This is a genomic window from Salinimonas profundi (assembly GCF_014750655.1).
GTDB classification, from domain to species: Bacteria; Pseudomonadota; Gammaproteobacteria; order Enterobacterales; family Alteromonadaceae; genus Alteromonas; species Alteromonas profundi_A.
Genome location: NZ_JABBXD010000002.1, coordinates 359,636 through 380,958, shown reverse-complemented (window position 1 = coordinate 380,958; position 21,323 = coordinate 359,636). Strand labels below are relative to the sequence as shown.

Genomic DNA, 21,323 nt, shown 5'->3' with positions numbered 1-21,323 from the left:
TGTGACAGCAGAATTTTCTACATTTATTAATATCGGCGAGCGTACTAACGTTACCGGCTCAGCCCGCTTCAAGCGCCTGATTATGGACGGCGAATATGAAACGGCACTGGATGTTGCCCGACAGCAGGTGGAAAACGGTGCGCAAATCATTGATATCAACATGGATGAAGCCATGCTGGATTCAGTGGAAGCGATGACCACGTTCCTGAATCTGATTGCCTCAGAGCCCGATATCAGCCGCGTGCCTATTATGATTGACTCTTCGAAATGGGCAGTGATCGAGGCCGGCCTTAAGTGCGTGCAGGGCAAAGCCATTGTTAACTCCATCAGTATCAAAGAGGGCGAAGAGCAATTTATTGAGCAAGCCACGCTCATAAAACGGTATGGCGCAGCTACGGTGGTGATGGCGTTTGATGAAAAAGGGCAGGCGGATACGCAGGCCCGCAAAGTGGAAATTTGTCAGCGCAGCTATAAAATTCTGACTGAAAAAGTAGGCTTCGCACCCGAAGATATTATTTTTGACCCGAATATCTTTGCGGTCGCTACGGGCATTGAAGAACATAACAATTACGCCGTGGACTTTATCGAAGCTACGCGCGAAATCCGCCGAACGTGTCCGCACGCTCATATTTCCGGCGGACTTTCCAATATCTCGTTTTCATTTCGCGGTAATAATCCGGTACGCGAAGCCATGCACTCGGTGTTTTTATATCATGCGATTCGTGCCGGAATGGACATGGGCATCGTTAACGCCGGTCAGCTGGAAGTGTACGACGAGATCCCGAATGAGCTACGCGAAGCGGTTGAAGATGTCATATTAAACCGGCGTGACGATGCGACTGAGCGACTACTGGATATTGCACCCAACTATCAGGGTGATGGAAAAGCCGCGGCTAAAGAAGATTTATCCTGGCGTGAAGCGCCGGTAACCAAACGCCTGGAACATGCGCTGGTAAAAGGCATCACCGACTATATCATTGACGACACCGAAGAAGCCCGCCAGCAGGCTGAGCGGCCTTTACATGTCATTGAAGGGCCGTTGATGGACGGAATGAATGTCGTTGGAGACCTGTTCGGCGAAGGGAAAATGTTTTTACCGCAGGTGGTGAAATCTGCCCGGGTAATGAAAAAAGCCGTAGCGCATTTGCAGCCTTATATCGAAGCGGAAAAAAGCGATGATAATAAAAGTGCCGGCAAAATCTTGCTGGCCACAGTAAAAGGCGATGTTCACGATATCGGTAAGAATATAGTGGGCGTGGTGTTGCAATGTAATAACTTTGAAGTGATTGATTTGGGCGTCATGGTGCCCTGCGAAAAGATCCTGCAGACCGCGCGGGATGAAAATGTCGATATGATTGGTCTGTCCGGTCTCATCACGCCGTCGCTGGATGAAATGGTTCATGTTGCAAAAGAGATGGAGCGTCAGGAGTTTGATTTACCTTTATTGATTGGCGGGGCCACCACGTCCAAGGCGCACACTGCGGTTAAAATAGAGCAAAATTACCATGCGCCGGTCGCCTATGTGGCAAATGCCAGTCGTGCGGTTGGCGTGTGCCAGAAGCTGTTGAACCGGGCGAGCCGGGACATTTATGCGGCTGAGCTGGCAAAAGAGTACGATAAGGTGCGCGATCAGCACGCCCGTAAAAAGCCACGTTCCAGACCGGTGACCCTTCAGGAGGCCAGAGATAATGCCGCCCAGGTCGACTTTTCGATGCCGCCGGTCAAACCAAACCAACCCGGCGTGACGCCGGTGACGGTAGGGTTGCAAACACTGCGAGATTATATCGACTGGACGCCTTTCTTTCTCACCTGGTCACTGGCGGGCAAATATCCGCGCATCCTCAATGACGAGGTGGTCGGTGAACAAGCCCGTTCCCTGTTTGAAGATGCCAATGCCATGCTGGATGACGTTATTGCAAATAACAGTCTCCAGGCAAAGGGTGTTATCGGACTGTTTCCTGCTAACCGCTGTGGCGATGATGTTGAGATTTATGCCGATGAGACCCGCAGCGCCGTTATTGGTGTTTCCCATCACTTGCGGCAGCAAACACTGAAAGATAAGTTTCCGAATTATTGTCTGTCAGATTTTGTTGCGGCTAAAGATAGTAATGTTGATGACTATATCGGTGCGTTCGCGGTTACCGCAGGTATAGGTGAAGAAACCCTGGCAAAGGCATTTGATAAAGCGGGTGATGACTACAACGCGATCATGGTCAAAGCTGTGGCGGATCGTCTGGCTGAAGCGTTTGCCGAATACTTGCACGAACAGGTAAGAAAGCATTACTGGGGATATGCACCAGATGAAAACCTGGATAATGACGCGCTTATCCGCGAAAAGTATCAGGGGATTCGACCGGCACCGGGTTATGCGGCCTGTCCGGAGCATACTGAAAAGCAGCTCATCTGGGATTTACTTGATGCTGAGAAGCATACGCAAATGACGCTGACAGAAAGTTATGCCATGTGGCCGGGGGCATCAGTTTCCGGCTGGTATTTTGCGCATCCTCAGGCCCGTTACTTTGCAGTGGCACAAATTCAGGAAGACCAGGTTGAAGACTATGCGCAGCGTAAAGGCTGGGATTCAGAGACAGCACACAAGTGGCTGGCGCCGAATCTTAACTGAACATATTGAGAACCGGTACAGGCAGAAACTATGACACAACCTTACAGCCAGGCTTGCGAGAATAACAAACGCCCGATACTGGAAATTCTTGCCACAGCATTTGCACGTTGTCAGGTGGTGTTAGAGATAGGCAGTGGCACCGGTCAGCATGCGGTGTTCTTTGCCGGGCAGTTGCCATTTTTGCAGTGGCATACCAGCGATCAGCCGCACTATCATGCGGGAATTAATAGCTGGATTGACTTGTATCCCGGTGAAAATCTGCATCGCCCGGTATCGTTGACTATTGGCGCTGAGCCGCTACCTGCGTTGCACGCTGATGGTATATTCACGGCAAACACCGCTCACATTATGCAAAAAGCAGAAGTGCAATTGATGATGGAGCAGGTTGCATCCATGCTGCCTGATGGCGGTGTATTCTGCCAGTACGGACCATTTACACAGAATGGGCGTTTTAACAGCGACAGTAATGAGGCGTTTCACTACAAACTGGTGACGCAGGGATATGGCGGATACAGGGACATTGAAGAACTGCAACACTGGGCATCTCCGTTACATCTTAAAACCGTGCACCCGATGCCGGCGAACAACTTGCTACTGGAATGGCATAAGCAATAGCTCTTTCTTTAGAAATTTTTGAAAGTATTTCAACTGGTTTTAATAAAGTTTCCTGTGCTACTGTCGACATTATAGATAAGTGAAATAAAAAAAATAATTCATGATGTCGTTATCTTTACGTAAAAAATTCATGCTCATAGTGGGTGGCAGCATCGCTGCTGTATTAGCCGTTGTCGCCATTATTGCTGTCACTTACATCGGTCAGGTTGCTCGTAAGTCCGTTGAAGACGATTTAGCCAGCCGGGTCGCACTGGAAGCGGAAAATGTTGAGGGCTTTTTTGCACGCTATGCAGAAGTTGCCAGAACATTTCTGAGCAATCCATTCCTGCAAAACTTTTTTGCTGAGCACACTCAACGCGGTGCGCCGGATTCAGCAATACCTCAGTCAGAAACGGTTTTTCAGGTATTTACCAATATCAGCGATGCCGACGAAAATATTAAGTCAGCATTTTTTGGTTCCGCGCTGACCGGTGAGTATTTTTATGAAGCAGGTCGGGTGGGCGTTGAGTCTGAAGGCCCTGATGCAAATAATCCGGCCAAAGGCTATTTCACCACCAAGCGTCCCTGGTTCAACCAGGCAGTAGAGATAGGCGAACTGTATGTCAGCAAACCGGCGGTAGATTCGCAGGACGGTAGCGTATCTGCTGTGATTCAGTCGTCAGTTTCCCGCAATGGTCAGTTATTGGGTGTCGGCGGCATTGATATCCTTATCAGCACCCTGGGCGATGTACTGGAGAAAGTAAAATATCAGGGCGAGGGGACGGCCTTTTTGCTGGACGACGAACAAAACATCGTTTATTTCCCGCCCGAAACTAAGACATTACCGCTTCATACTCCGCTGGCCGAATTCGATACGCAGTTTAATGATTCGACAGGGTTTAACGACGTCGCCGCCACCATTAAAACGCAGAAAAAAGGCATGGTAAATGTGGCCTGGCGTGGCGAAGACTACGTGGTGGTTTTCGAACATGTCACGATAGATGGCGCCAAAATGGACTGGTCCATGGGGCTGTTGGTGCCTCAGTCTCTGGTCACCGCACCAGTGGAGCAGGCCTTTTTTACTGCCGTTATTGTGGCGCTGATCATCATTGCGCTGGTTTTAGCTATTACTTACGCCACAGGTTCAACAGTGGTCGCGCCCATCTTAAGAATGAAGAAGGCCATGGCCGAGATTGCCCGGGGCGATGGTGATTTAACCAAGCGCCTCGATGTGCGCTCCAATGATGAAATTGGTGAACTGGCCACAGAGTTTAATCGCTTTACCGACAAGTTGCGGGATTTGCTTAATCAAACGGCAATGAACACAGAAGCCGTAGCGGCAGCTGCGCAACAACTCAAAGACGTGTCGCAGAACACCAGTGCTGAGATCGCGCAGGAGCGCGACCAGGTTGATAATGTTTCTACTGCCGTCACCCAGATGGCCGCTACCGTCACTGAGATTTCTGACAATGCGGCGCAGTCCAGTCAGGCTGCAACCCTGGCTGATGAAGAGGTACGCAGTGGTACTGCTGAAGCACAAAACACCATGACGGAGATCAAAGCGCTGGCTGATGCGATCAATGAAGCGGTGTCGGTGGTAAACGGACTGAGTCAGGAGTCAGACAATATCGGCGCGGTGATTGATGTTATTAATAGCATTGCTGAGCAGACTAACTTGCTGGCGCTAAATGCAGCCATTGAAGCCGCCCGCGCCGGTGAACAGGGTAGGGGCTTTGCTGTGGTGGCCGATGAGGTGCGTTCTCTGGCCAGTCGTACTCAGGATTCTACCGACGATATTCGGCGCATGGTTGAGCGTTTACAGGGCATGGCCGAGCAGACTGATAAAGTGATGCAATTAGGTAAGGAGCGCTCTGAACGAGGAGTTGAAAAAACTGCGTCGGTGGTTTCTGCGCTGGAGCGAATCAGCCAGTCCATCAGCACGGTGCAGTCGCAAAGCGGGCATATCGCCCATGCTACTGAGCAACAGAGTGTAGTGGCAGAAGATATTAACCGGTCGCTGGTAAAAATCACTGGCCTGAGTGATCGCACCAGTGAGCATGCGTTTGAACTGGCCGCGCAGGCAACGCAGTTAAGCGGCGTGGCAAATGAACTTCAGCAGGTCGTTAATCAGTTTAAAACCTGACCTTATTGTGCCATTCAAAAAGCGCATCAGTGTTTGCCCTGATGCGCTTTTTTGTTTGTGCCTAACAGGTACTGCGTAAGGATGAAGACGCGACCTTTAATATTATTCCGTGACAGTTACCGCGCCCTTGAGGCGCTCTTCGATGATATTGCGCATCATTGCAGATAGCTCGCGAAAAAAGGTACGCGAAGGTGAAGTATTACGCCAGGCCAGTACATGCTGACGCACAATTGGCATATCGGCTAATTCACAAACGTGCAGTGCTTCAGGTTTGTGCAGTTCAGAATGAATATACAGGCCCGGCATAAATGCAACGCCCATTCCCATCACGACCATCTGGCGTAACGTATCAAGACTGGTGCCTTCGTAATCGCGTGCCACCCTGGCGCCCAGCTGCAGGCAAATCTCCTGAACCTGATGATGAAAATGGTGACGGTCTTCTAAAGTAAGCACTTGCTCACCGCGAATCAGTTCCGGGTCAATATATGCCTGTCCTGAGAGCGGGTGGTCAGATGCAGTAACAAACTTCAAAGGTTCATAAAATAATGGCTGGCTCTGAATCTGAGAATTGGTATCTGACATGGGGGTAAGAATCAGGTCATAGTCGCCCGCCAACAGTCCTTGCTGCAATTGGGTTGGGGCGGCTTCACGCACATAAAATTTAAGACCTGGCTTAAGTGCATGGATATCCGGTAAAACATGCGGCAATAAATACGGACCCAGAGTCGGCGGAATGCCCAGCCGGTACATAGTATTGTCGCCGTCTGAAAGATTTCGGGCTGTTTCACTGAAATGCAGATTCGCAGTCAGAACCTTTTCTGCACTTAACAGTAAAGCGTGACCATGGGCACTTAACAGCGTGCCTGATCGTGAACGCTCGAACAGCGTTAATCCCAGGCTGGCTTCCATCGCATTTATTTGCGTAGTCAGCGTTGGCTGACTAATTCCCAAAACCTGCGCGGCATGGCGAAAATTAAGGTGTTTGGCTACAGTAACAAAGTAACGGATCTGATTTAACGAAGGCGATTTGGCATTGCTTAACATGTGAATGCTGTGCATAGTGAAACTGACTGATAGGCAAAGGTTATCACCACTTCATCGTTGTGACTATGAATGAGCGCATTTCAGGTTACGCATCTTTTCCAGGAGATACCAATGAAGCATGTAATTCAGGGGGTAGCGAAGTTTCAAAGCGATGTTTTCCCTCAAAAAAAGACGACATTCAAAAAGCTTGCACACGGACAAAACCCCGAAGTGCTGTTTATTACGTGTTCAGATTCTCGCATCGATCCGAATCTGGTTACGCAAACTGAGCCCGGCGAATTGTTTATTTGTCGTAATGCGGGCAATGTCATTCCTCCCCACAGTAACCAGACAGGGGGCATGACAGCGTCGATTGAATTTGCCGTTGCTGCGCTGGGCGTGACCGATGTCATCATCTGCGGACATACTGATTGTGGCGCCATGAAAGGGGCACTACATCCTGATAAACTGGCTGGACTGCCCCACGTGGCAGAATGGCTGGGACACTGCCGTAGCGCCGTAGAGGTGCTTAAACATAAGCATCAACACTTATCAGATGACCACCTTGATGAACTGACCTGTGAAAATGTTGTTCAGCAAATACAGCATATAAAGACCCATCCGGCCGTGGCGGCAAAAATCGCCAGCGGGGAACTCAAGTTGCATGGCTGGATGTACGATATTGAGTCAGGCGCGGTAACGTGCTGGAACAGCCAGACGCACAAGTTTGAAGGTATTGAGCAACGCTATTCGCAGGAAACAGAGTAGCAATCTTCGTGTAATGATAGTCAGCAAAGCTCGTCACAGGCGATGGGTCTTTGCTGAACAACCGCTACAAACATCACGCCTGTTATTCAATTACGACATAACGCATATAATCTGATAGCTTTTGGCTATGGTGATAACCAGTATTTTTCTATAAAGCTATCAGGTGACACTTCTTCGTATTAATTGTCATATTTTAGTTCAAATATTAATCGGAGATTATGAATGGATCATGTTATTTCAGGTGTTGCCAAGTTCCAAAAAGACGTTTACCCGACTAAAAAAGAGACCTTTCAAAAGCTGGCAAACGGCCAGAATCCAGAAGTACTGTTTATCACTTGCTCTGATTCACGCATCGACCCTAACCTGGTCACACAAACTGATCCAGGTGAACTTTTCATCTGTCGTAATGCGGGTAATATCGTCCCTCCTCATTCAAACCAGACCGGCGGCATGACGGCCTCCATTGAATTTGCTGTCGCAGCTCTTGGAGTGACACATATCGTGGTGTGCGGCCACACTGACTGCGGCGCGATGAAAGGTGCGCTTAATCCGGAGAAACTGGATAGTCTGCCACACGTCAAGGAGTGGCTGGGACACTGCCGCTGCGCCAGTGAAGTCGTTAAAGAAAAGCATGGTGAGCTAAGTGCTGATCAACTCGACGAGCTGACTAAAGAGAATGTTGTACAACAGATGCAGCACCTTCGCACCCATCCGGCCGTTGCTGCAAAGCTGGCGACAGATCAGGTTCAGCTGCATGGCTGGGTTTATAACATTGAAAGCGGTACGGTGTTATGCCATGACCCGAAAACCGGCGAGTTTGAAGAGATGGAACAAGCCTACGCTGAACGCAAACTGGTGGCAGCGAAGTAGGTAGCAACCATGAAAGGTGAATTAAATTTTTCTGAGATCAAGAATGATCTCCCGGCAAGTATTGTCGTTTTTTTCGTTGCGTTACCGCTTTGTCTGGGTATTGCACTAGCCTCCGGTGCCCCCCTGTTCTCAGGGGTTATCGCGGGTATCGTGGGCGGTATCGTTGTTGGACTTTTCAGTGGTTCACGACTTGGCGTAAGTGGCCCGGCTGCGGGTCTGGCTGTCATTGTATTTGACGCTATTGGTACGCTGGGCAGCTGGGAGTTATTTCTGTGCGCCGTCGTGTTATCCGGTGTCTTTCAACTACTGCTGGGCTTTGCCCGGGCAGGCTTTGTGGCCTACTTTATTCCTTCTTCGGTGATAACCGGCATGCTGGCCGGTATTGGTCTGTTGATTGTACTTAAACAAATTCCTTATTTGTTTGGCTGGCATTCGGACTTTCTTGGCGAGGAGGCCTTTCAGCAGGCCAATGGCGAGAATACATTCTCTGCTATTTCCCATGCCTTATCACTGATGTCGCCTGCTGCAGTGACCATCTCGGTGGTTTCTCTGGTTCTGCTGGTGATATGGGATAAATACCTGACACACGCTCACAAAATATTTCGCCTTATTCAGGGTCCTATTGTTGTGGTGCTGCTGGGCATTGTTGCTTCGCTGGCCATGGCGCAGGCCGATATGCCGCTTAAAGCTGATCAGCTGGTGACGTTGCCGGTTATTGATAGCTTTGACAGCTTTGCAAACGAAATGTCCTTCCCGGCATTTTCTCAAATGTTTTCTGTTGAAGTCATTACCATCGCGCTGGTGATGGCGGCAGTAGCCAGCATCGAGACATTATTGTGCGTGGAGGCGACAGACAAACTGGATCCGGATAAAAATGTCACCCCCACGAATCGCGAGCTGAAAGCGCAGGGTGTGGGAAACATTGTGTCTGGTCTGATTGGCGGATTACCCATCACACAGGTTATCGTGCGCAGCTCGGCCAATATTGCCTTTGGCGGTAAGACCAAAATGTCAGCAATATTGCATGGTGTATTTCTTTTAGTGTCGGTCTTTGCAATGGCTACGCTGTTGAATCACATTCCTCTGGCATCGCTTGCTGCAATCCTGGTCACAGTGGGTTACAAGCTGATGAAGCCAGCAACTTTTAAGGTCATGTACAAAAATGGTATGGAACAGTTTCTGCCGTTTATCATGACGATTGCGGTCATGGTGGTAACTGACCTGCTGACCGGTGTTATCGCGGGTCTTGTGCTCAGCTTATTTTTCACACTACGTCATAGCTATCGTAACTCTTATCACTTTAAGGATACGGTGGAGCATGCTGACGGAAGAGAAACACATCACATCGTGATGGCTGAAGATGTCTCGTTTTTCAATAAACCGAGAATCCTTAAAAAGCTGGACTCTATTCCATCAGACACAAAAGTTATTCTGGATTTTTCTAACTCTAAGTCGGTTGCTTACGATGTTAAAGAAACCGTCAAAGACTTTTTAGAACATGCAAAATCTAAAAACATTGAGGTAGAAACTATCGCGTTTCCGCAACACGCATAATCCTCTGTAAATGAGAGCGGGCCTCGCCCGCTCTTCTCACTGACCCCGCCGAGTCGCTAAGAATCCCCCCGCTGATAGCTGATTGCTATCACGAGAATCTATGTATTTCTATAAGACTATCAGTTACAACTTCGTTAATAACTATTAAAAAATTGTAAAAGCGGAGTATAAGATGGATCATGTAATTTCTGGTGTCGCCAAATTTCAGGAAGAAGTTTATCCCAATAAAAAAGCGACATTCCAAAAGCTGGCTAACGGCCAAAACCCTGAAGTTCTTTTTATTACCTGCTCAGACTCTCGTATCGATCCTAACCTGGTAACACAAACCGGGCCCGGAGAGCTTTTTATTTGCCGCAACGCAGGTAATGTTGTTCCCCCACATTCTAATCAAACCGGTGGTATGACTGCATCCATTGAATTTGCTGTCGCTGCGCTTGGTGTAAGCCACATTGTTATATGTGGTCACACTGATTGCGGTGCCATGAAAGGGGCGCTGAATCCAGAAGCCCTCGATGGTTTGCCCCATGTCAGAGAGTGGCTGGGACATTGCCGCTGTGCCACTGAAGTGGTCAAAGAGCGCCGTGGTAAAGTTGACCATGAAGATTTGGAAGAAGTGACGCAGGAGAATGTTGTACAGCAGTTGCAACACCTTCGTACGCATCCAGCGGTAGCGGCTAAAATCGCGACTGGTCAGGTCAAGCTTCATGGCTGGGTGTATAACATCGGTTCCGGCGATGTACTTTGCTATGACGAAAGCAAAAGAACCTTTGAGCGTATGAGCGAAGCTTACGCAGAACAGAAACTTACTTCAAAATAAGCAGTAGCCATGTTGAAAATAAGTACATCTAATTTACGCGGCGACCTCACCGGCGGATTAACCGCGGGGATCGTTGCCTTGCCACTGGCGCTGGCGCTTGGGGTGGCTTCTGGTCTTGGGCCCATGGCCGGTTTATATGGTGCCATTGCCGTAGGCTTTTTTGCCTCGCTGTTCGGTGGCACGCCCTCTCAGATCTCCGGGCCGACAGGTCCGATGGTGGTTGTGCTTGCTGGTTTGTTTGCCAGTTTGTCCGGCGATGTAGAGCTGATACTGACCGCGGTGGTGATGGCGGGTATTTTTCAGATAGTGTTTGGCGTGCTCGGTGTCGGGCAATATATCCGCTTGGTGCCTTACCCGGTAATTTCCGGATTTATGTCCGGTATCGGGGCAATTATCATAATTCTTCAGATTGGCCGTTTATTAGGCCACGAACCACCTGGCGGTACGTTAGGAGCCCTGGAATATTTGCCTCAGGCGTTGGCGGATATCAATTATGTTACGTTAGCGCTCGGTATCGGAACGCTGGTCATCGCTTATAAATGGCCGGCCGCACTGGGTAAATATGTGCCTGGCGCCCTTGCTGCACTAATTATCGGTACGCTGGTAAGCCTGGCGCTTTCCGTCCCGGTATTAGGCGACATTCCCACCGGCTTGCCTAGCATACATCTGCCAACGTTCACCCAGGGCAATGTTCTTATGGTGCTGGAAGCGGCGTTTATTCTGGCGATTTTAGGTGCCATTGATAGTCTGTTAACGTCGCTGGTGGCAGATAATATGACCCGTACTCGTCACAATAGTAATCGCGAGCTTATCGGGCAGGGTATTGGTAATACTGTTGCCGGTCTGATCGGTGGGATCGCGGGTGCTGGCGCCACCATGCGTACGGTGGTTAACATCCGAAGTGGTGGTAAGGACCGTATCTCCGGAATGACGCATGCGTTGGTTCTGCTGGCGATTGTACTGGGCCTGAGCCCGCTTGCGGCGAAAATTCCTCACGCGGTACTGGCAGGTATTCTGGTTAAAGTCGGTCTGGATATCATTGACTGGGGATATCTTAAACGAGCACATACGGGCCCGCGTTGGGATTTTGCGCTGATGATTCTGGTGTTAGGGCTAACCGTATTTGTTGACCTTATCACCGCCGTTGGCGTGGGTGTGGTACTGGCTGCGTTGGCGTATGTTCGTCAGGTGGCACAGCTACAGTTGGATGAAGTGAATAAAATTCCTGATAACCTGGATGATCCGGAAGAAAACGCGTTGCTTGAAAAAGCCGGCGGCAAAGTCAGTATGTTTAGCTTCGGCGGGCCACTGAGCTTCGGTGCGGCGGCTGACCTGGGTCACCATGTCAGGGAGCGGGTCAAAGCACATTCGCAGGTACTGATTCTCGATTTTAGTCGGGTGCCGGTTGTGGATGTGTCAGCAGCGATGGCTGTTGAGACCATCACCTCTGATGCGCACGCTGCAGGCCGTGAACTGGTCATTAGCGGCGCAACGGATGCGGTAAAAAAGGTGCTTGATAGTATTAATACGCACCAGCCAAATGTGAGAATGTTTAAAACGCGCCTGGAAGCGCTGGACTGCGCACTACGCATCATCAGCAATAATGAGGATGATACGAAAGGTGATGGTAAACTCGCCAGCGTATAGCTTTCAATCAAACTTAAAAAAAGCCACCTCGGGTGGCTTTTTTGTTTTTATAATCTTTATCGTGAATGCGAATAGACACAGGTACCGAATCAGGTACGCTGTCATTGTCACAAGTAAGGGAGCCTGTTTCAGGATGACATTGTCGGCTATTAAGAGCGCTTTGCGTGCTGGTATCGTTATCTGTGTGGTAGCGATTAGTGTGGCGGTTGTACCTGCTGCCGGCGCAAACGAACTTGCCCCGATACCCTACGATGACATTGGCGCATACAGTCCGTTATTAATAGGTGAAACCCACGGCAGTAATGAAGTGGTCGGGTTCATTAAAACTCTCGTCGCCAACACGAGAGATAATCAACATTTACAGATTCTGCTGGAAATGCCTGCAGATATGAATGCGGCTATCCAACGGTACTTTGCGAATGAATTAACAGTTAAGCAACTGCTTTCTCACCCGTTCTGGACACGCAAGATACAGGATGGCAGAAGCAGCGCCGCGGTTTTCGGGTTAATTACGTTTGTAAAAGAGCTTCGCAGTATAGCGAGGAAGGTGACTATTGCCGGTTTCGATGCGCGCAGGGATGAACACAGAAAAGACGCGCCCCGCGAAATAATTATGGCAGATAATATTCGTCGTTACATTACGCAAAATGATAAAGCAATAACGATCATTATCACCGGTCGGGTGCATGCAAACCGGTCGCTGCACATCAGTGATGACTACAAGACCGTGGCCGCACAGCTTGCTTTAACACACCAATTGACGACCCTTAATATGGTGGCACGCACTGGAAGCTACTGGGCATGCTTCAGACACCCTACCAAAACCTTCGACTGTGGCAAGAAGGACATCAAAGCAGCCGTCACAGAAGATTACGCCGACTATACGACTTCAGGTATGTATATTAAGCAACAGGCGGTGGACGCGTTTGACGGCATCTTATTTTTCGACAAGATAAGCAGCTCGGCACCTGCCACCCAAACCCCTGAGTCACTGTCTGCCCATTAAGTTAAAAGTAATAGCCAGATGCGTTATTCGGGCCAGGCGTTACAGCTAGCATGCGTAGAGGACAGTTAAATCAGACCGATAGATTTAACTTACAGTAAGTCACAGGTATACTGCCGCGCTCCATGGAAAGGGCCAAAAAGTAGCAGGTAGTATGCTTAAAAAGGTTTTCAATAAAATCGTGCTTAAAGCGCGGTTTCCCTCTGTTCGTAATGATTCGTATCATGTTTCCCGCCGCTGTCAGCTGGGCAAAAAAGTCCGTATTTATAAAAGTGTCAGTATTTTCGATGGTGTTACCATCGGTGATTATTCTTATGTAAATGCTGGGTCAATTATCCGAAGCGGTAAAATCGGGCGTTATTGCTCCATCGCTTACAATTGCGTTATCGGCGCGGGTGAACATCCGTTAGATCGCTTCTCAACCTCATCCCGTTTTTACCGAAAGAACAAATTAAAACACTACCTGAAATGGAAAGAGATTTACTCGCCGCCGGTTATCGAAGACGATGTCTGGATTGGGGCAAATGTGACCGTTCTGCAGGGCGTAAGAATAGGGCAGGGGGCGGTCATCGGCGCGGGCTCCGTGGTGACGAAAGATGTCGAACCCTATACTGTCTGTGTGGGCGTGCCTGCGCGAAAGTTAAAAGACCGGCAGGTGCAGGAGGCGCATCAGGTCTTTATTGAAAATGACTGGAATCTGATGTCGGAAAACGAGATTTATCACAAATTGGGCGATAATCTTGTCAGGTGACAGCAGGCAGCACGAAAATAAAAAAGGCAGCCTTATGGCTGCCTTTTCGCTATTGATAAGCTAACACTGCTTATTACCAGATTTGTACCCGCTCTTCTTTTGGCAGATACAATTCGTCTTCCGGTGTTACATCAAATGCCTTGTACCAGGCATCGAGATTGCGCGGCGCCATGGTACGGTAACGGGCCGGGGCATGCGGATCAGAGCGAAGCTGATTCATCAGGCTTTGCTCAGTACGCTTTTCACGCCAGACCTGCGCCCAGGCAAGGAAGAAACGCTGGTCGCCGGTCAAGCCGTCAATAACCGGTGCTTCTTTGCCATCAAGGCTGATTTTGTAAGCCTCGTAGGCCATTGACAAACCACCCACATCACCAATGTTTTCGCCTAATGTCAGACGACCGTTGACCTTGTTGCCTTCGATGGGTTCATACTTGCTGTACTGCTCATCAAGCTGATCAACTTTATCATTAAAGGCTTTCAGGTCTTCTTCAGTCCACCAGTTACGCTGAATGCCTTTGGCGTCTGATTTTGAGCCCTGATCATCAAAACCGTGACCCATTTCATGACCAATTACCGCACCGATTGCGCCGTAGTTCACAGCAGGATCGGCATTGGGGTCAAAAAACGGTGGTTGCAGAATTGCAGCAGGGAATACAATTTCATTGAATGAAGAGTTGTAGTAAGCGTTTACCGTTTGCGGGGTCATACCCCAGCGCTCACGATCAGTGGGCTCAAGCTCTTTCTCAACATCGCGCTGCTGGAAGAACTCGCGCAGATTACGAACATTCTGTACCAGTTCGTTATCGGAAATCTTAACACCATCCAGATCGACCCATTCATCCGGGTAACCGATTTTAGGACGGAAAGCGGCCAGCTTTTCTTTCGCTGCTTCTTTGGTGTCCTCGCCCATCCAGTCAAGATTTTCGATACGTTTTTTGAGTGCTGCACGCAGATTCTCAACAAGATCCTTCATTTGCTCTTTAGAGCTTTCAGGGAAATACTTGTCGACATAAATCTTACCAATTGCGAAACCCAGAGATTCAGTGCCAGACATCTGGGAAAGCGCTCGCTTCCAGCGTGGACGCGGCTCTTGCTGACCATTTAGTGTTTTGCCGTAAAAGTTGAAGTTAGACATAAATACGTCTTCAGACAATAGGTTCGCGTTGTTTGAAACAGTGTGGTAAGTCAGGTAGCTTTTCCAAATATCCAGGTCAGTGTCATTGACGATCTTGATGACATTTCTGATCGGCTCTGGGGTGGTCATATTCAGCTCTGGCACCTTCAGGCCGCTGGATTTAAAGAACGCATCCCAGTCGAAATCGCTGTATTCTTCAGACAGTTTTTCACGGTCAATCTGGTTCAGTGTCAGCTCACGGTCGCGAAGTTTTTCACGTGGCCACTGGATTTCTGCAATTTTGGTTTCCAAATCCAGAATCTGCTGTGCTTTTTCAGCGGCATTGTCTTCATTTGCCAGTGTCAGCATTTCTTCCACATGCGCCAGATAAGCCTTACGAATTTCGGCAAAGCGCTCCTGATCACCCAGGTAATAGTCACGATCAGGCAGACCCAGTCCACCTACACCCACGGTAACCTGATATTCATTAGGATCCAGGCGGTTGTACCAAAGCCCTGCATACAGTGGTGAGGCGTTGCCATACAACCATGCACTGCCAAACAGTTCAGTCAGTTGCTGACGATTTTCAAGACCGTCAATTTTGCCCATTACGTCAGAAATTGGCTTAAGGCCTTTCTTATTGATGGCATCGGTGTCCATGTAGGCTTTGTAAAAATCATGCACCATCTGCTCTTCGGCATTCAAATCATCACGTGCCATGATGTCGTCGATAATGGTTTTGACCTGTTCCTGGCTGCGGTCATACAGTTTGCTGAACGCACCGTAGCGTACTTTATCTGCCGGTAGCTCAAAATTGTCGTACCAGTTACCGCTGGCATAGCGGAAAAAGTCATCACCCGGATCAACTGATTCATCACGGGCTGATAGGTCGACACCGAAACTGCCCAGTTCGGGTTTACCATTGTTTTGTGCAGTGGTTTCGCTGTTTTGCTTTTTCGTTTGTTCAGCTTCCTGCGCATTGGCTTGCTCTGGCTGTCCACAGCCCGCCAAGCCGAGAGATGCCGCGACCATAGCGGCGATTAAGCTATATTTCATCGTTAGTTCTCTGTTCTCGTTGTTGTGATGTCGTCGCCGACACTGGAAATGGTAAAAACGTTAAGTTGCTGTTTTGCTTTGTCATTGTAAGGTAATACATCTGTGGCCTGTTTGAAATAGCCAGCAATTGCATGGGTTTCTCTGTGTAGAAAATCTTTTACAGCCTGATGAAAAACAGGTTCAAATAAATAATGTGAAGAGGTGCAGTAAACCGGTTCAAAGCCCCGGATAAGCTTATGCTCGCCCTGGGTGCCGGGGTTGAAATACTGAAGCTTGTTCTCTATCGAAAATTCAATGCCCTGGTAATAGCAACATTCAAAATGCAGCTCATTGATTTCTTGCAGCGCCCCCCAGTAACGCCCGTATAGCGCCTGTCCGTCAAACAGCAACAGTGAACTGGCACACGGACCTTCTGCTGTACTTGCCACTACCAGCAGTAACTGATCTGATAATTTCTCAGCAAGCTGATAAAAAAACGCCTCATTCAGGTACCCGGTATGACCGCTCCGTTTAAGATAAGTGGCCTGATAGCACCGTATGAAGAACGCGATATCTTCGCGGGAAATATTTTGCCCTGTTTTACGTTCAATGGTTACGCCCTGCTGAGAAAGCTGATTTCTTGCCTTTTTTATCCCTTTTCGTTTTCGTGAGGTCAGGGCCTGCAAAAAGTCATCAAAGCTTTGGTAATGATAGTTATACCACTGGAACTGGACACTGTATCTGCGCAAGAAACCTTGGGGCGCCAACTGCGTAGCGGTATCGGCGAAAGGAAACAGAACATGGGCGGATGATACGGCGTCTGCCAGAAGCGATTTCATCTGCTGAGCAATGTAGTGAATTAGTTGCTCAGCGTCATAATCCGGGTGCAATAAAAAACGGGGGCCGGTTACCGGCGTAAATGGTACCGCATTGACCCATTTCGGATAATAGGCAAGACCATGTTGATGGTAGGCATTGGCCCAGCCATGATCGAAAACATATTCGCCATAACTGTCGTATTTTAAATAACCGGGCACAACAGCAATAAGTGTATCGCCGTCAAAAACGGCCATATGGTGCGGTTGCCAGCCAGTGTCATCGCCTACACAGCCGGTATTTTCAAGCAACGAGAGAAACGTATGGCTTAAAAAAGGGGTCGCTGACGTGTTCAGACTGCTCCACTGCGATGCAGAGAAGTGCGTCAGGCTATTGAAAAACTCAGTTTGGTATCCCATAAAGAAAACGGTGCGCCACTTTTAATCATTATTGTCGGGGCGTTATATGTCTAAAGCACCAAGTAGTTTAAAACATGTCAGAGTCTAACAGAAAAATCATTGTCGACGCGATTACCCGCATGCTGGCGCGACGAGAACACAGCATGGTGGAAATTACGGCCAAGCTTTCACAAAAAGGCTATGAAGAATCAGAAACTGCGCCGATAATCGATGAGTTTCGTGAAGCCAATATACAATCTGATGAACGATTTGCAGAAGCGATGGTTAGAAGTGCAGTTGCCAGGGGCAGAGGGCCAAGACGACTGAAAGCCGACTTATCTCAGCATGATGTGAGTGATTCTGTCATTAGCCAGGCCATTAAAGAAGTGGCGCCGGACTGGTTTGAACTTGCTTTACGGGTACGCGTTAAAAAGTTCGGGCCGGCAACGCCTGATGATTTTAAGGATCGTCAGAAACAAATGCAGTTTCTGCAATATCGTGGTTTTGCGCAAGAGCAGATACAATATGCCATTCGCGGTGATGGCACCGAATAAGGCTGCTTAACAAAAGTAGTATTTCCGTGGTATTGTTGCGCTAGTCTGACGCCAGTCAGCGCGGTGCTTTTAGCGTAATTTTTTATGCCCACGCGAACTGAATTAACACTGAATTAAATAGGAAGTTTGGATCTCAATGACATTATCAACAGCTGACATTCGCCAAAAGTTCTTCGACTATTTTAAACAACATGGTCACCAAAGCGTGGCAAGTAGCTCACTGGTTCCGGCGGATGATCCAACTTTGCTTTTTACCAATGCCGGAATGAATCAGTTTAAGGATGTTTTTCTGGGCACAGAGAAACGCAGTTATACCCGCGCGGTTTCATCGCAGCGCTGTGTCAGGGCGGGTGGTAAGCATAATGACCTTGAGAATGTAGGCTATACCGCACGCCATCATACTTTTTTCGAAATGATGGGGAATTTCAGTTTCGGCGACTACTTCAAAAAAGAAGCGATCGAGTTCGCCTGGAATTTTCTGACCGAAGAACTGGGTCTGGCAAAAGAAAAATTATTGGTCACTGTGTTTCATAATGATGATGAAGCATTTGATATCTGGGAAAACCATATCGGCGTACCTATAGACAAGATTATCCGGATTGATACAGCCGATAATTTCTGGTCGATGGGAGACACCGGACCATGTGGACCTTGCTCGGAAATATTCTATGACCATGGCGAGCACATCTGGGGTGGCCCACCGGGAACACCGGAAGAAGATGGCGATCGTTTCATCGAGATCTGGAATCTGGTCTTCATGCAGTATAACAAGCAGGAAGACGGTACCATGGAGCCACTGCCCAAGCCGTCAATTGATACGGGTATGGGGCTGGAGCGAATCTCTGCGATTATGCAGGATGTTCACAGCAACTATGAAATCGATCTGTTTGCCAGACTGATCAAGGCAACGGCGGAGGTTGTTGGCACCACAGATTTAGAAAACAAATCACTGCGGGTAATCGCTGACCATATTCGTTCCTGTAGCTTTTTGATTTGCGATGGCGTGATGCCTGGCAATGAAGGCCGTGGATATGTGCTACGTCGTATAATCCGCCGGGCAGTACGTCATGGCTATAAGCTGGGCGCAAACGATATTTTCTTTTACAAACTGGTCGCCGCACTGACCAAAGAGATGGGCGAAGCCTATCCGGAGCTGGCCGATCAACAACCCGTGATAGAAAAAGTCCTGCGCGTAGAGGAAGAGCAGTTCAGTAAAACGCTGTCTCGCGGCATGGCGATGCTAAATGACGTGTTAGAAGGCTTAGACGGCGATACCATTGCCGGCGAAGTTGTGTTTAAGCTGTATGATACCTACGGATTCCCTGCTGACCTGACCGGTGATGTTGCGCGTGAACATGGTTACAAAATCGACGAAGCGGGTTTTGAGCAGGCAATGCAGGAACAGCGTCAGCGGGCACAAAAAGCCAGTAATTTTGGCATGAACTATAACGAACAGCTGCGCGTTGAACACGCTACGTCATTTACCGGCTATACCGATGTGGAAGGTCAGGCAAATGTGCTTGAACTTATTAAAGACAATGCGTTTACCGATACTCTGCAGGACGGTGACGAAGGTGTGGTTGTTCTGGATAGTACGCCGTTCTACGCTGAAGCCGGAGGCCAGAGCGGTGACTCTGGTCTGTTGCAGGTTGCCGGTGGTGAATTTGTGGTAACCGACACCCAGAAAATGGGTAATGCGTTTGCTCACTACGGTAAAGCGGTAGGTAATATAAAGAAAGGCGACAAAGCGACTGCAAAAATTGATCGTGAAAATCGAGAGGCGATCAAGAAAAATCACAGTGCTACCCACTTGTTGCATGCAGCATTGCGCGAAGTCTTGGGCGAGCACGTAACGCAAAAGGGCTCTTTGGTTGAAGCGCAACGTATGCGTTTTGATTTTTCTCATTTTGAGGCAATTTCCTCTGAGCAGATTGCATTGTTAGAGCGTCGCGTTAACGAAGAGATCCGCGCCAACCATGCTCTGGCTACCGAGTTGATGGATCTGGATGAAGCCAAAGCATCAGGTGCAATGGCGCTATTCGGTGAAAAATATGATGAGAAAGTGCGCGTGGTAACAATGGGGCCGTTTTCTGTTGAACTGTGTGGGGGAACCCATGTGGGGCACACGGGGGAAATCGGGCTATTTAAAATCTTATCAGAAAGCGGCATAGCATCGGGCGTACGTCGGATTGAGGCGGTAACCGGTGAAGCGGCCATTGAGGTGATTCAGCACCAGCAGGCAACGCTTAACCAGGCGGCAGGGTTACTTAAAACCGATACCTCAAATGTCCTGAGCAGACTGACGGCGCTACAGACGCAGACCAAAGAGCTGGAGAAAGCACTAGGTGCAGCGAAACAGAAACTGGCCAGTCAACAGGGGGCGGATATGCTTGGCCAGGCGAAGGAAATTAACGGCGTTAAAGTCCTGATCACGCAGCTTGATGGCGTGGATCCGAAAGCGCTGCGCGGTATGGTTGATGATCTAAAAAACCGAATCGGTGAAGGCATCGTAGTACTAGGTGTAGCAGGCGATAAGAAAGCGAGTCTGATAGTTGGTGTTACAAAGCAATTAACAGCGAAGGTTAAAGCCGGAGAGTTAGTAAACTACATCGCTGGCCAGGTAGGCGGTAAAGGTGGTGGTCGACCTGACATGGCTCAGGCGGGCGGCGACCAGCCAGAAAAGCTTGGTTCCGCGTTAGACTCTGTTACCTCTTGGCTATCAGATAAGCTATAATCTAGTTTATCTGTTGATCAGCGGGTTTTTGATGTGACACAAAAACAAGGAATCGCTGCTGCTATCGCCGGGTCGTGCCGGTGTTAACGCAAAACGAAAGGATATGTTCATAAGTAAGGAACAGGAGCAAGCGAATGCTTATTTTGACTCGTCGTGTAGGTGAAACATTGATGGTGGGTGACGAAGTCACTGTCACTGTCTTAGGCGTTAAGGGAAACCAGGTGCGCATCGGGGTGAATGCCCCTAAAGAAGTGTCGGTTCATCGTGAAGAAATATATATGCGGATCCAAGCTGAAAAAGGTGGAGAAGCAACAAGTTCAGATAAAGAATAATTATTTCGAAGCGATAAAAAAGGCTGGTTTTTAAACCAGCCTTTTTTATTTTTGTTTCGAGTGATAAATAAAGCAATCAGGTACGTCAGAAGATCGAAGAAAATAATTTGCCCGAGGTGTTGGATTTTTCATCTGCCAGACGTCAAACTGATTAAACAGTGCGCATTCAGTGCGTTCCGGTGCAGTTTCTGATTTGCTTCTGGCTAATTCTTTGATATCTTGGCGGGGTTGTTCGGGAGACGCCCTGCAGGTCAGGGAGTTAGTGAATGATTCAGTATATTCGTGTATTGAATCGTGCGAAAAATCATGATTTTATGTTTTTTTGTACAATGTGCTCAAAATCCCGGCGGGTATGCATTTTCTTTGAAAAAAGGTTTGACACCATCAGGTGAATCCGTAAAATGCAGCCCCACATCAAGGAGAGGTGGGTGAGTGGCTGAAACCAGTTCCCTGCTAAGGAACCATACGCATTACGCGTATCGAGGGTTCGAATCCCTCCCTCTCCGCCATATTTTGTTGGCGGCGACAACCAACACCAATTTATTGC

The 21,323-nt window shown here is 48.7% G+C and carries 15 protein-coding genes, 1 tRNA gene and 1 pseudogene; 14 read left to right on the top strand and 3 right to left on the bottom strand.

The features are described 5' to 3' along the window. Position 1 precedes the first annotated feature (1 nt). The 3 genes from metH (at position 2) to HHX48_RS06110 (ending at position 5,360) form a co-directional block, all read left to right on the top strand. A complete protein-coding gene (gene metH / locus HHX48_RS06120) occupies positions 2-2,623 on the top strand; it encodes a methionine synthase (protein ID WP_191023229.1) in 2,622 nt (873 codons plus the stop codon). 30 nt (positions 2,624-2,653) lie between these two features. Next, positions 2,654-3,238, top strand: coding sequence for a DUF938 domain-containing protein (locus tag HHX48_RS06115; protein ID WP_191023227.1), 585 nt, complete (start codon positions 2,654-2,656; stop codon positions 3,236-3,238). Between the two features lie 100 nt (positions 3,239-3,338). Beyond that, positions 3,339-5,360, top strand: a complete 2,022-nt coding sequence (locus tag HHX48_RS06110; RefSeq protein ID WP_191023225.1) for a methyl-accepting chemotaxis protein — start codon at positions 3,339-3,341, stop codon at positions 5,358-5,360. A gap of 102 nt (positions 5,361-5,462) precedes the next feature. Here the strand turns inward: HHX48_RS06110 and HHX48_RS06105 are convergent, their stop codons facing one another. Continuing rightward, entirely contained in the window at positions 5,463-6,404 is a 942-nt protein-coding gene (locus HHX48_RS06105) for a hydrogen peroxide-inducible genes activator (protein WP_191023685.1), read from the bottom strand. Between the two features lie 111 nt (positions 6,405-6,515). On the opposite strand from HHX48_RS06105, the gene HHX48_RS06100 reads away from it, so the two are divergent. The 7 genes and pseudogenes from HHX48_RS06100 to HHX48_RS19135 all read left to right on the top strand — a co-directional run. Beyond that, positions 6,516-7,151 carry a carbonic anhydrase gene (locus HHX48_RS06100; RefSeq protein WP_191023223.1) on the top strand — a complete coding sequence of 212 codons (636 nt, stop codon included), beginning with the start codon at positions 6,516-6,518 and terminating at the stop codon, positions 7,149-7,151. Positions 7,152-7,373: 222 nt separating this feature from the next. Further along, positions 7,374-8,021: a carbonic anhydrase gene (locus tag HHX48_RS06095; protein WP_191023221.1), complete on the top strand. Its 648-nt coding sequence runs from the start codon at positions 7,374-7,376 to the stop codon at positions 8,019-8,021. Positions 8,022-8,030: 9 nt separating this feature from the next. Beyond that, on the top strand, positions 8,031-9,575 hold the full coding sequence (locus HHX48_RS06090) for a SulP family inorganic anion transporter (RefSeq protein ID WP_191023219.1): 1,545 nt from the start codon (positions 8,031-8,033) through the stop codon (positions 9,573-9,575). A gap of 172 nt (positions 9,576-9,747) precedes the next feature. After that, positions 9,748-10,392, top strand: a complete 645-nt coding sequence (locus HHX48_RS06085) for a carbonic anhydrase (protein ID WP_191023217.1) — start codon at positions 9,748-9,750, stop codon at positions 10,390-10,392. A gap of 9 nt (positions 10,393-10,401) precedes the next feature. After that, positions 10,402-12,039 (top strand): SulP family inorganic anion transporter, encoded by a 1,638-nt coding sequence (locus tag HHX48_RS06080; protein WP_191023215.1) that lies wholly within the window; start codon positions 10,402-10,404, stop codon positions 12,037-12,039. A gap of 139 nt (positions 12,040-12,178) precedes the next feature. Beyond that, entirely contained in the window at positions 12,179-13,045 is an 867-nt protein-coding gene (locus HHX48_RS06075; RefSeq protein ID WP_191023213.1) for a hypothetical protein, read from the top strand. A 496-nt stretch (positions 13,046-13,541) separates the two neighbouring features. Next, positions 13,542-13,668: pseudogene (locus HHX48_RS19135) on the top strand (DapH/DapD/GlmU-related protein); the annotation flags it as partial. 198 nt (positions 13,669-13,866) lie between these two features. On the opposite strand, the gene HHX48_RS06065 reads toward HHX48_RS19135, so the two are convergent. Both HHX48_RS06065 and HHX48_RS06060 read right to left on the bottom strand, forming a co-directional pair. Next, positions 13,867-15,963 (bottom strand): M13 family metallopeptidase, encoded by a 2,097-nt coding sequence (locus tag HHX48_RS06065; protein ID WP_191023209.1) that lies wholly within the window; start codon positions 15,961-15,963, stop codon positions 13,867-13,869. A 2-nt stretch (positions 15,964-15,965) separates the two neighbouring features. Next, positions 15,966-17,177 (bottom strand): GNAT family N-acetyltransferase, encoded by a 1,212-nt coding sequence (locus HHX48_RS06060; protein WP_191023207.1) that lies wholly within the window; start codon positions 17,175-17,177, stop codon positions 15,966-15,968. A gap of 74 nt (positions 17,178-17,251) precedes the next feature. Between HHX48_RS06060 and HHX48_RS06055 the strand changes: the two genes are divergently transcribed. The 4 genes from HHX48_RS06055 (at position 17,252) to HHX48_RS06040 (ending at position 21,285) form a co-directional block, all read left to right on the top strand. Further along, positions 17,252-17,710, top strand: coding sequence for a regulatory protein RecX (locus HHX48_RS06055; protein WP_191023205.1), 459 nt, complete (start codon positions 17,252-17,254; stop codon positions 17,708-17,710). A gap of 136 nt (positions 17,711-17,846) precedes the next feature. Beyond that, complete coding sequence (gene alaS / locus HHX48_RS06050; protein ID WP_191023203.1) at positions 17,847-20,444, top strand: alanine--tRNA ligase; 2,598 nt, start codon at positions 17,847-17,849, stop codon at positions 20,442-20,444. Positions 20,445-20,578: 134 nt separating this feature from the next. Beyond that, positions 20,579-20,776 (top strand): carbon storage regulator CsrA, encoded by a 198-nt coding sequence (gene csrA, locus HHX48_RS06045; RefSeq protein WP_191023201.1) that lies wholly within the window; start codon positions 20,579-20,581, stop codon positions 20,774-20,776. Positions 20,777-21,194: 418 nt separating this feature from the next. Further along, positions 21,195-21,285, top strand: a tRNA-Ser gene (locus HHX48_RS06040). Positions 21,286-21,323: the final 38 nt, after the last annotated feature.